Source organism: Shewanella sp. SW32 (genome assembly GCF_025653365.1).
Classification (GTDB): domain Bacteria; phylum Pseudomonadota; class Gammaproteobacteria; order Enterobacterales; family Shewanellaceae; genus Shewanella; species Shewanella oncorhynchi.
Map to the genome: position 1 here is coordinate 15,012 of NZ_JAKKSJ010000052.1, position 12,559 is coordinate 27,570.

Below are 12,559 nucleotides of genomic sequence, written 5' to 3' on the forward strand. Positions count from 1 at the left end.
CCTAACACTATGCAGCATCAGTATTTAGTGGTTAGCACTACCTGCCCCGATGAAGTACAAGCCAATACCTTGGCTCGGGCTTTAGTTGAGTCGCGTATTGCCGCTTGTGTTCATATCTCCGCCCCGATACGTTCAATTTATGCTTGGGAAGGAAAAATCTGTGAAGAGCAAGAATTTAGCTTACAGATTAAATGTTTACAAAGTCGATATACAGAGTTAGAACAACTTGTGCTTAGGCTTCACCCTTATCAAGTACCCGAAATTATTGCCGTGCCTGTGACCCACGGGCTACCAGCCTACTTAGATTGGATAAAAGACAACACTCAGCCATGAAAAAACTACTCAGCCTTATTTTCACTTCTTTATTGCTTCTTGCGCCCTTAGCTCATAGTGAAGGGGTTTTCGGTAACAAATTCGACTTCATGAAGGGTGAGCCTGAATTGATGCCTGTCGATCAAGCATTTGTCTTCGATTCCAAGCAGGAAGGTAATCAGGTCAAACTCAATTGGGTGATTGCCGACGGTTACTATATGTACCGCGACAAGCTTAAATTTAGCGTCAATGGTGCCGAGTTAGGCACGGTCGCTCTACCAAAGGGAAAGCCCCATGAAGATGAGTATTTTGGTAAGCAAGAAGTCTATTATACCTATGTCGATATTCCCGTTGGTTTAAAACAGGCCGATGAAAATGCCACGCTCACAGTGACCTTTATGGGTTGTGCCGAAGGTAAATTGTGTTATCCACCGACCAAGCATGAAGTCGTTTTAAAGGCGATTGCAGCCAACGATGGCTTAATTGCAGGTGCCGAATCAACCACGACGACTGAGCAAACCAGCACTGAGCCAAGCACTGCCGATAAAGCCAATACGCAACCCATTACTCAGCAAGATACCCTGAGTCAAATGCTGTCGAACGACAGTTTAATTTGGACTTTAGTGATTTTCTTTGGTCTAGGTGTCGGTCTGGCATTAACGCCCTGCGTATTCCCTATGTATCCGATTTTGTCGGGTATTATTGTCGGCCAAGGGCAAAAGCTCTCAACCGCAAAAGCCTTTACCTTGTCCATGGCTTACGTCCAAGGCATGGCAATCACTTACTCTATCTTAGGGTTAGTGGTCGCATCGGCGGGACTAAAATACCAAGCGGCATTACAACATCCTGCCGTATTAGTCGTACTCGCGATTTTGTTCTTTGTGCTCAGCTTATCTATGTTTGGCCTATACGATTTGAAACTGCCATCGAGCTGGCAGGAGAAGATGAACTCAGTCTCGAATAATCAAAAAGGCGGCAACTTAGTTGGCGTGTTCTTGATGGGCGTGATTTCTGGCCTTGTCGCATCACCTTGTACTACCGCGCCGCTGTCGGGTGCACTCGTTTATGTGGCGCAAACCGGCGACCTACTCCAAGGTTTCTTAGCCCTGTATGTACTCAGCATGGGTATGGGATTACCACTACTGATTATCGGCACCTCAGGCGGTAAATTATTACCGAGAGCCGGCGCTTGGATGGACATCATCAAGACTATCTTCGGATTCCTGCTGATCGCTGTATCTATCGTGATGCTTGGCCGCATTTGGACAGGCGTAACATCCGATGTGCTTTGGTCACTGTGGGGCGTAAGCTTCACTGGCTACTTGATGCATCAGAACAAACTCAGTGAATTTAACTGGAAACAAACTGTACGTTCAGTGCTATTAACGCTGGCACTACTGGCGAGCTTCTCCTACGGATTCCAAGCTGTGATGGGACACTTTGGTTTTAATAACAATTCCGTAGGCACTGCGGCGACGACCGAAGAAGTCCATGGCTTTAAACGCATTAAATCGATTGAAGATCTTGAGCAAGAAATTGCAGCCGCTACCGCCCAAGGTAAGCCTGTGATGCTCGATCTGTACGCCGATTGGTGTGTTGCCTGTAAAGAGTTCGAAGCCATCACCTTTAAAGATGCCGACGTGTTAGCCCGCATGAATAAAATCGTACTGCTACAAGCGGATGTGACTAAGAGTGACAAGGTCGATGTGGCCTTACTCGAAAAATACAATGTGCTTGGTTTGCCTACGCTGTTGATGTTTAACGAACAAGGTGAGCAAAGGGAAGATTTACGCGTGACTGGTTTTATGGGCCCCAAAGATTTTGCAACCCATTTAGATCATCTCGTGAAATAGTGACGATTTAGGCTTAGACCAGCGGAGTGATTTAGTTCGCGCGTGTTTTAACGGCCAAGTGTATTTACCGCAACACCAATAAAAAGCGGACTTTTTTCATTAAAAGTCCGCTTTTTTATCCAAGTGTCATAGATTTCTTATACAATCACTTACAATTTTAGACTTTTTAGATTGGAGCATCATGGAACCAGGCATCCTCATTATTACACTCATCTGCGGCATGCTCGTCAGCCGTATAGGACTCCCTCCGCTCATCGGCTACTTAGTGGCAGGCTTTGTACTGTTCATCTTCGGAATAGATAAAGAAAGTCTGCCATTACTGCAAGAACTCGCCAGCCTAGGCGTCACTTTACTGTTATTCGCCATAGGGTTAAAACTCGATATTCGTAGCCTGTTCAAGGCCGAAGTGTGGGCGGGGTCGAGTGTGCACTTAGTGCTATCAATCGTGATTTTTGTGCCGATTCTAAAACTCTTCGGCTTACTGGGCTTAAGCCAACTCACGAGTCTGAACCTAGAACAACTGACGTTAATTGCCTTCGCGTTAAGCTTCTCCAGCACCGTATTTGCGGTCAAAGTGTTAGAAGATAAAGGCGACGTGCAATCCCTCTACGGCCGGGTCGCTATTGGTATCTTGATTATGCAGGATATCTTCGCCGTACTGTTTTTAACCATTTCTAAAGGCGATGTACCTTCGGTATGGGCCTTTGCATTACTCTTACTGCCACTAGCTAAACCGCTCATCTATAAAGCGTTCGACCGTGTCGGCCACGGTGAACTCTTAGTGCTCTTCGGCCTAGTTATGGCACTCGTGGTTGGCGCTTGGTTATTTGAATCTGTTGGCTTAAAACCCGATCTCGGCGCACTGATTATCGGCATCTTGTTGGCGGGCCACAAAAAATCCTCCGAGCTGGCAAAATCCTTGTTCTATTTTAAAGAACTCTTCCTCGTTGCCTTCTTCTTAACCATAGGGCTCAACGGCTTACCTACGGTATCGGATATCGTCCTCGCGGCGCTATTGGTGTTGTTAGTGCCACTTAAAATCCTGCTATTTGTTTACATTCTGACTCGCTTTAAACTGCGTTCACGTACCTCTATGTTGGGCTCATTTAACCTAGGTAACTTCAGTGAATTCGGTTTAATCGTCGCCGCAGTAGCCACCTATAAAGGTTGGTTACCTCCTGAGTGGCTAGTGATCATCGCCGTGGCATTAAGCTTTAGTTTTTTACTCGCCGCGCCACTTAACGCCACCGTCGGTAATATCTACCAGCGATTCCAGCAGCGTTTAATCAAGCTCGAAAAACGCCCGTTACACCCAGAAGACAGACCCATCGCCATTGGTAATCCACGCTTTTTAATCTTAGGCATGGGCCGTATTGGTAGCGGTGCCTATGATGAACTCAGAGAACAATTTGATGGGGAAATTCTCGGTATTGAACACAAGCAAGACTTAGTCGACTTACATAAAGCAAAGGGTCGCAATGTAGTGCAAGGTGACGCCTCAGATACCGACTTTTGGGAGAAACTCGACAGAGCACCTAATCTTGAACTGGTACTGCTAGCCATGCCGCACCACGCGGGAAATATGTTTGCAGTTGAGCAACTAAAAAAACTGAATTATCAAGGCAAAATCAGCGCAATTGTGCAGTACAGTGACGATGCAGCGGCGCTTCGAGAATCGGGGGTACACAGTGTGTACAACCTGTACGAAGCCGCTGGTGCCGGTTTTGTGGATCATGTGATTTACGAGCTGTTGCAAGACTCAGAGAAAAACACGGTTCAAGCGGAAGATACAGTACAAGTGCCTGATCCTAAACTTAATGTGGAGCCACGTAGTTAAGTGCCTGCTAATGCTGCATTAAATTAAAATCACGCCATAACAGGTCGCACAAACGAGCAGTAACATCCTCTGCCAGTTTGTGCGGCATCCAACTAAATGCTGACTAATCTTTACAAATCAATTAACTAGATAAAACACTCAATACGCTATTTTGCCTCCTCATCCCAGTATCGATTTACTCATTGCAGCCTATCGCCATTTCAGCAAAAAATCTCAGTTACATCACTGACTCAGTCGTGATATAAATCGATGACGGTAACGAAATTAGCTCAGCTTTTTTGGAATTTTTTACAGCATGTCAAACCCTGCGCAACGCGCCACTAAGTTATTTGTCCAAACCTTTGGCACTAAAGCCGATGATTTATATCAAGCCCCAGGGCGCGTCAATCTGATCGGTGAATACACGGATTACAACGACGGTTTTGTACTCCCGGCAGCCATTAATTTTCATACAGTGATTGCGGTAAAACGCCGTGACGATACTAAGTTTCGAGCCGTCGCCGATGCGTTTCCCGGACAAATTAAAGAGTGGGTTTTCGGCCAAGAAAACGACATGGACCCGCAAGATGGCTGGGTGAATTACCTCAAAGGTTTTACTGCGGCTATGGCGCAAACTGGCTTATTAGCCAAGGGCTTAGACTTAGCCATTGTGGGCGATGTGCCACTTGCCGCAGGTCTTTCATCTTCGGGCGCACTCGTTGTCGCCTTCGGTACAGCCATTAGTGATACCAGCCAACTGCATTTATCCCCAATGGCGGTGGCGCAACTCGCACAACGCGGCGAACACAGGTATGTTGAGTCGGCCTGTGGCATCATGGATCAAATGTGCAGCGCCATGGGTGAGCAAGACCATGCACTACTGATTGACTGCTTAGATCTCGATAGCGAAGCCATTCCCATTCCAGAAAACCTAAGCCTTATTATCATAGATGCCCATATCGAGAAACAACGCTTAGCCGCGACCAATGAGCAACGTCGCACTGAGTGTGCACAAGCGGCAGAGTACTTTGGCTTAGATGCACTGCGTCACCTCGATTTACGCCAACTAGAAAGCGCAAAGGCCGATTTAGATGAAGTGTTATACCGCCGGGCGAAACACGTAGTCACTGAGAACCAAAGAACTCAAAATGCTGCCCGCGCCCTAGAGCAAAATAACATCCAAAAATTCAGTCGTTTAATGGCAGAATCCCATGCTTCACTGCGTGATGATTTTGAAGTCACACTGCCCGAATTTGATACTTTAGTTGAAATTGTCAGCCAAGTGATCGGCGAACGTGGTGGCATCCGCATGACCGACGGCTGCGTGGTCGCCTTGGTCGACCATGAACTGACTGACGCAGTTGTTGCCGCCGTTGAACATGAATTCTTCGAAAAAACCGCCATCGATGCCACAGTGTATTTATGTTCCGCCAGCGCTGGCGCAGGGCGCATAGATAACTAGCCAGAACAGGCAATTTGCTAGAACAAGCACTTAGCCGCACTTAAACCAAAGACAACCGAATAGAGTGACTACGCCGTCGATAACATACGAATTCATCACTGAACTTTATGCTGTTGATGGCAAATAATAGGGTTAACATACTCATTTAACACAATAAGCAGTGAGCATATTCAACACAGAGGGAAGCTAAATGGTACGTTTCAGTGTTTTGGATCCTTGGACAGATCCCCGCGGCGGTGAAATCGAACGGGTTCGGATCGACAATGGCATACTCGCATTAGAAGTCATCAGCTTAGGCGGTATTATCCGCGCTCTGTGGACCCCAGATAAACATGGCGAACGTGCCAATATCGTCTTAGGTTGTGATAGCGCTGAAGATTACTTGACCCAATCGGCTCATTTAGGTGCCATTGCAGGCCGCTTTGCAAATCGCATCGCTAACGGCAAAATGCACTATCAAGGTCATGATTATCAATTAGATGTAAACCAAGCGACTAACTGTTTACACGGCGGCCGTGAGGGTTTTAATCGTAAAAACTGGCAACTAGGTCAACTCCCCGATGGTGTGCGTTTGACCTTAATGAGCCCAGATGGCGACATGGGTTTCCCCGGTAATTGCACGGTTCAGCTGGATTACCGCCTCGCAGGCAATAATTTGTACGTAGAAATCTTAGCCTCGGTCGATAAAGCCTGTCCCGTAAGCCTCACCCAGCACAGTTATTTCAACCTCGATGGCTCAGAGACCAATCACGAGCATCTGATGCAAATCGATGCCAAGCGCTATCTGACGATGAACGATGTCAGTGTTCCCACAGGTATTGCCCAGACGACAGGGTCAATTTTCGATTTAAGTCAACCAATACGCTTAGGTGACAAGCTGCATGCCGCTGAACTCACAAGCACTCGCGGTTATGATCACTGTTATATGATGAATAACCCCGATGGCTCACTCGCCCGTTTTGGCTGTTTAAGCAGTCCCATCAGTGGTCGCGCTATGACGGTTTATACTAATCAACCGAGTGTGCAGCTGTACTGTGCTAATTTTTTAAATGGCACAGTAGGTCGCAATCAACAGGTATTAAATCAACATCATGCTGTGTGTTTAGAGCCGCAGATGCTGCCAGACTCACCGAACCAAGGCGAGCGCTTTGGTGATGACGTTTGGTTAATGCCAGGCAAGGTTTATCACCACATCAGTCGTTATCAGTTCGATGCCGATGCGTAGCCATTCGCAATAAAAATTGAGAAAACGAGGAAAGCGCGGTTTAGCAGAAGGGAATAAATAAAGCGATAAGGAATAAAATAAACACTACTTTATTCCTTACACTCACAGTGTTAGCCCTTAGGCCGACACTGTGTTAATCATCAAAATCATCGCCCCAATCATCGTCAAAATCCACGCCAACGGCATCAGATTCGACTTCTGGTTCAACTTCAGGCTTCGCCTTACGTACAGGCGCAGTTTCCTTCACGTTGTTCAAGTCAATGCGAGCTTGATGTTTACTCATAAATTGAGATCTTGCCGCCTTCCATGCACCACCAAACTTAGCCTCAGCAGCTTTTAACGCAGCCTCATCTAAGTCGTATAGGTTCACTTTGACTATATCTTCCACATACTCAATGATCGCATCGCGATCGGTATTGTATAGGTAGATACGTCCTGGGGAGGCATCGGGCAGCTGGTTGTCATGGACGACAATCGCGTTGCCTTTCGATGTTCTCAGCTCACCATACCAAACCTGTTTCTTTGCTGTGTTATACATATATGCTAATACCCTTAAATCAACACATACACCATGAGTTTTTTAGCCTGAATAAGCGAAGCATCGCTTGCTTTGATCCACGAATAGCGCCTGAAAGTCTCTGACGTTTTCAACTGGGTATTTTTACAGAATATTTCCGATAATCAATGCCTCATACCATGAAATTTTCACTAATTACGTATTAATTTCTGCCAAAGTACCCAAAAAGTTTAATCATTAACGACTTTAGTCTAAAAAATCGACGCGGCAAGTTTTATTCCCAAGAAAAAGCAATCATATCTATGGTGTTTGATGAGTCATCAACGTTAACAATTCGAGGTTGCTGTAAAGTTAACCATCAAGGTTATCCATGAGGATTTAATTACAGCGCTACAAACTCATATTTACCGAACAATGACTAAGCCACTATGATGTCAGAATGTCTTCTAGATTGACTCGAATGGCAGCGACTTAAAGCAAATATGTCGCTGCAAAACCAAGTATGCCTAGCTCAAATGACAGTCAGTATTACTTTGCCCCTGTGCTCACCCGACTCCATCAAAGCATGGGCTTTAGCGGCCTGTGCTAATGGAAAGGTTGCAAAAATATTGGGGACAATTTTATGGGCGTTTAACAACGGCCAAACTTTCTCCAATAATTCAGCAGCAATGGCGGCTTTGGCCTCCACGCTCTGCGGTCTTAGGGTCGACCCTGTCCACATGATACGTTTTGCCATCAGGCGGAAAATCTCAACCTCGGCTTTAGGCCCCCGTTGCATGGCTACCGACACCATACGCCCGTCCATCGCTAAGGCTTGTAAGTCGAGATTGATAAAATCGCCACCCGCAATATCAAATACCACGTTTACGCCCTTATCTTGAGTGAGTGCCATCACAGGTTCAACAAAGTTTTGAGTACGATAGTTGATGACTTCAGCGGCGCCAAGACTCAAGCAATAATCGCGTTTTTCATCCTGTCCCGTCGTCGCTATTACTTTTGAACCCAGCGCACTGGCCAACTGAATAGCCGTACTACCAATGCCACCTGAGCCACCGTGGATCAGTACCGTCTCGCCCGCTTTCAGTCCCGCACGCATAAACAGGTTACCCCATACGGTGAAGAAGGTTTCTGGCAGCGCAGCTGCCTGCACATAACTAAAGCCCGTCGGGATCGGCAAACAATGGGCAGCATAGGTGAGCACATACTCGCCATAACCGCCGCCCGGCACTAAGGCACATACCTTATCGCCAACTTGCCATTGGCTCACTCCGTCACCGAGGGCAGAAATATCCCCAGCAACCTCAAGACCAATAATCGGTGATGCACCCGGTGGCGGGGGATACGCGCCCACCCTTTGTTTAACATCGGGACCATTCACTCCTGCTGCATGTACGCGGATCAACACTTGCCCCGCCGCAGGGACAGGCAAAGGCGAGCGCGATAGCCGCATCACCTCGGGCGCACCAGGTTGCTCAACATGAATATGGGTGTACTCGCTTGGTAAAGCTGACATAAAAGCTCCTGTGAGAATGGCACCAACCTAATAGCAGATTGCTATGCTTAAACGGTTCATTTGCTAAACCTTAATGCGGCTAAGCTAGCGCAATTTCAAGCCAAATAGCCACAGTTATTCCATTCTATATTCCATCACACTCAATCAAGCGGCTGACGTTAACCATTTGAACTGAAAGCTGAACCTAAGCTGAACAGAAAAGATGTATCAAGAAAATATTATGACAAATACTAGATATATTAAAAACTTACAGCCATTATTCTGAGGCATTATTTGCTGGCTGCGATGTTTGTCGCGCTATTGTTATCACGCAAATAATCCAATGAGGTTTGATGCAAGTCTGTGTTAAATGCATCAAATAACGCCCAAGGAAGATCTGCTTTGCAGACTAGATAACTACGGATACACAATGAAAAACACACTACTCTTCGCAGCAATTAGCTTAGCGATTGCAACTCCCGTTCTTGCCCATAACACTCATGCAAGCCCCCCATTAGGCAACAACACACCAAACAGTTCACCAGCTCAACCCGTCCCGCCGCCACCCTCTGCACCGATTAGCTTAATTGAATCACATAGACCACTGCTACGGGAGACGCCATTGATGGCATCCCCTAATGATCCGACGATGACAGAGCAGCCTAAGATTCATTCACGCCAAAAACGTCAGATAGAGGTCTCGGAGCAACCCCCACTTAAGTTGCAAAATCGTAGCGCCGCGATGCAACTCAGCGACTGCAGTGACTTTGTTGGGAAATCAGGTCAGGCACTAGTCAATGAACTGAGCCAATCTACTCCCGAATGTGTCGGTAAACTCTATAGCCTCAAAGGCAGTAGCGCGACCGCACTATTTAGCGAGGCCAATGTGATCAGTGTTGCCAATGCCATTGCCGCTAAAGCCAAGGACTACACTGGGGTCGATGTTCAGCATCTGGAGTCCCATATTTACTTTGTCCGCGCCGCCCTCTATGTGCAGTTTTACAGCCCAAATGATGTGCCCGCTTACAGCAATGCTGCTAAGGTCAGCTTAAAATCAGCCCTCAACGCTTTATTTGCGAACGCTGCGATTTGGACAGTCTCCGATACTAATGCTGGCGTGTTGAAAGAAGCCTTAATCCTGATTGACTCTGCCGAGCTCGGCGCCGATTTTAATCATGTCACCATAAAAGTGCTAACGGACTACGACGCTAACTGGCAAGCCAGTTTCGCCATGAACGCCGCAGCCAACTCAGTGTTTACCACCTTATTTCGCGCTCAATGGAATGATGACATGCAGGCGCTGTTCGCGCGTGATCAAGGGATTTTAGATGCGCTGAATAACTTCCAACTCGAACATCGCAACTTGTTAGGCACCAATGCAGAGTACCTTTTGGTCAACTCAGTTAAAGAGTTATCTAGACTGTATTACATTGATGCCATGCGCCCGCGAGTGACCCAGCTGGTCAAAAACATCCTCAGCAGCACCAATAAAACCGAACCGAGCAAAGTGCTTTGGTACGCGGCGGCAGAAATGGCCGACTATTACGATCGCAGCCATTGTAACGATTACAATATCTGTGGTTTTAAGGCGCAGTTAGAAGCCGATGCTTTACCTTTCAACTGGAAATGCTCCGACAGCCTCAAGATCCGCGCCCAAGATCTCTATCAAGATCAAGCCAAATGGGCCTGTGATGTGCTGACCAGCCAAGAAAGCTATTTCCACAGTAAACTCGAAACGGGCATGCAACCTGTGGGGCAAGATAACAACGATGACTTAGAGCTAGTGATCTTCGGCAGTTCGTCTGAGTATAAATCCTTAGCCAACAGTATATTTGGTATCAGTACCGACAATGGCGGCATGTATTTAGAAGGCTCACCCGCCGGACTCAAAAATCAGGCACGTTTTATCGCCTATGAAGCCGAATGGCGCACGCCGGATTTCCACGTCTGGAACCTGCAACACGAATATGTGCACTACCTCGATGGTCGCTATAACCTGTTTGGTGACTTTAGTCGTGGCACTTCGGCCAATACCATTTGGTGGATTGAAGGCCTCGCGGAATACATCTCTTACCGTGACGCAAACCCTGCGGCAATTGCCATGGGCGAAACTGGTAAGTATATGTTATCGACCATCTTCAAAAACAACTATGAATCTGGCCAAGACCGCATCTATCGCTGGGGTTATCTAGCGGTGCGTTTCATGTTTGAACACCACAGGGACGATGTGAGACAGATTCTGGCCTACCTACGCAACGATCAATATGCAGAATATCAAGCCTTTATGGATAATATCGGCACACGTTACGATAACGAATGGCAGGGTTGGCTCGCCAGTGGTTTAAGCACGGCTGACGATGGCATAGTCGATAAGGGCCCGAGTGATGTCGACGCTGAGCCTAGTGGCCGCGAAGGCAACTGGACAGGACCAGCAGGCACTATCAGTAAGGATTACTCGCCTTGCCAAGTGACTAACGAAGCCTACCGTTACACAGAATCGGCCAGCCTGAAAATTGATGTGCCGATGGAATGTATCGATTCAAAACTCGGCCGCGCCAGTTTCAGCTTCACCAATACCGATCGCACAGCCCAAGAGCTTTGGATCAAGATTGGCGGTGGTTGGGGAGATGCCGACATTTATTTCGATTCTAGAGGCTGGGCAAGCCCTGAGCAAAACCAAGGGGCTGGTATCGGTAATGGTAATTATCAAGTGATTAAGGTGCAGTTAAACCCCAACGAGTATTGGCACTACATTACCTTATCGGGGGACTTTGGCGGTGTTGATATGCAAGTCAGCACCACTGAGCTATTTGCTGATATCGACCCCGATCTGGGGGATGGCGGCGTGGATCCTGAGCCACCAGCCAATTGCGGCGCAGCGACCTTAAATTACGGTAAGCTCACCCTAGGCAAAAATGAGTGCATCAGTGGCGGGCGTAACAGCTTCTACTTCTGGGTTGAGGAAGATAATACCCAGTTCACTGTCACCACTAAGGGCGGCTCTGGGGATGCCAATATTTACTTCAATGCCAGTCAGTGGGCCGACGCAGATAATGCCGATGCAAAGAGCGCTCAAGCAGGAAATCAAGAGTTGCTTAGCTTCAGCGCCAATCGTGGCTGGCGTTATATCACGATTGATACTGCCACTGAGTTTAGCGGCGTAACACTGACCTTAAGCACAGGCACGAGTAACACACCCGATCCGCTGCTCATTGCCAACGCCTGCGCGACGCAATCACCTTTAAGTTATGGTGAACTCAGTGCTGGCAAAGCCATTTGCACCGCCGATGGGCGCAACGATTATTACCTTTGGGTACCAGAGGGAACGAATCAGCTAAGCATCAACTCCGCCCACGGCAGTGGTGATGTTAGCCTATTTTCGGGGACGACTTGGGCGAATGCTCAACACTTCGATGCAGCCTCTGTGACACCCGCCAACACGCGAGAAAGTATCACAGTCAATGCACCAAACGTGGGTTGGTATTACATCACAGTGCAAAGTGAGCCCCAGAGTTCAGGTGTCGCACTGCTGGTTGATTTACGCTAGTTTGATGACTCGCATTACTTAAATAAGCAGTTTTAGCCATTACGCATAAATCAAGCATTTGAATAAATAACAAAATCCCTGCTTCGGCCTGTCTCTTCTACACAAATCCCTCGGTTTGCCCCGGGGGATTTTTTTGAACCATTTTTAATTAACCTGATCTGATCCTGACCTTTTGTTTCAGATACCACATGCCATGTTTTTAAGTGAACCATCACTCTGGGCACAGAGCATTTTTCAGCGCGCACAATTAGGGGATGTACGAAGGACCAAACGGCTTGTACAGTTGGCGGCTCAACTTGCAGCTCATACAGGACAATCTATCGTGCAATCTCTTT

Annotated in this window: 9 protein-coding genes; 7 read left to right on the top strand and 2 right to left on the bottom strand. The window is 47.3% G+C overall.

Translation table 11 applies throughout. The annotated features are described in order from the left end of the window. Positions 1–9 precede the first annotated feature (9 nt). The 5 genes from cutA to L5M28_RS21580 all read left to right on the top strand — a co-directional run bounded on the left by cutA (position 10) and on the right by L5M28_RS21580 (position 6,668). Positions 10–333, top strand: coding sequence for a divalent-cation tolerance protein CutA (gene cutA / locus L5M28_RS21560; protein WP_263204383.1), 324 nt, complete (start codon positions 10–12; stop codon positions 331–333). Next, complete coding sequence (locus tag L5M28_RS21565; protein WP_263204384.1) at positions 330–2,165, top strand: protein-disulfide reductase DsbD; 1,836 nt, start codon at positions 330–332, stop codon at positions 2,163–2,165. Before cutA ends, L5M28_RS21565 begins: the two co-directional genes overlap by 4 nt. Positions 2,166–2,346: 181 nt before the next feature. After that, positions 2,347–4,002 carry a cation:proton antiporter family protein gene (locus L5M28_RS21570; protein WP_263204385.1) on the top strand — a complete coding sequence of 552 codons (1,656 nt, stop codon included), beginning with the start codon at positions 2,347–2,349 and terminating at the stop codon, positions 4,000–4,002. A gap of 295 nt (positions 4,003–4,297) precedes the next feature. Continuing rightward, positions 4,298–5,443, top strand: a complete 1,146-nt coding sequence (gene galK / locus L5M28_RS21575) for a galactokinase (protein WP_028761840.1) — start codon at positions 4,298–4,300, stop codon at positions 5,441–5,443. A gap of 190 nt (positions 5,444–5,633) precedes the next feature. Continuing rightward, positions 5,634–6,668, top strand: coding sequence for an aldose epimerase family protein (locus tag L5M28_RS21580; protein ID WP_105251358.1), 1,035 nt, complete (start codon positions 5,634–5,636; stop codon positions 6,666–6,668). Between the two features lie 133 nt (positions 6,669–6,801). Here the strand turns inward: L5M28_RS21580 and L5M28_RS21585 are convergent, their stop codons facing one another. Then, positions 6,802–7,206, bottom strand: coding sequence for a hypothetical protein (locus tag L5M28_RS21585; RefSeq protein ID WP_105251357.1), 405 nt, complete (start codon positions 7,204–7,206; stop codon positions 6,802–6,804). A gap of 490 nt (positions 7,207–7,696) precedes the next feature. After that, on the bottom strand, positions 7,697–8,698 hold the full coding sequence (locus L5M28_RS21590; RefSeq protein ID WP_263204386.1) for an NAD(P)H-quinone oxidoreductase: 1,002 nt from the start codon (positions 8,696–8,698) through the stop codon (positions 7,697–7,699). A 409-nt stretch (positions 8,699–9,107) separates the two neighbouring features. Between L5M28_RS21590 and L5M28_RS21595 the strand changes: the two genes are divergently transcribed. Further along, positions 9,108–12,224, top strand: coding sequence for a M9 family metallopeptidase (locus tag L5M28_RS21595; RefSeq protein WP_263204387.1), 3,117 nt, complete (start codon positions 9,108–9,110; stop codon positions 12,222–12,224). Between the two features lie 193 nt (positions 12,225–12,417). Further along, on the top strand, positions 12,418–12,559 hold a 142-nt coding region (locus tag L5M28_RS21600; protein WP_263203336.1), incomplete at its 3' end, for a transposase.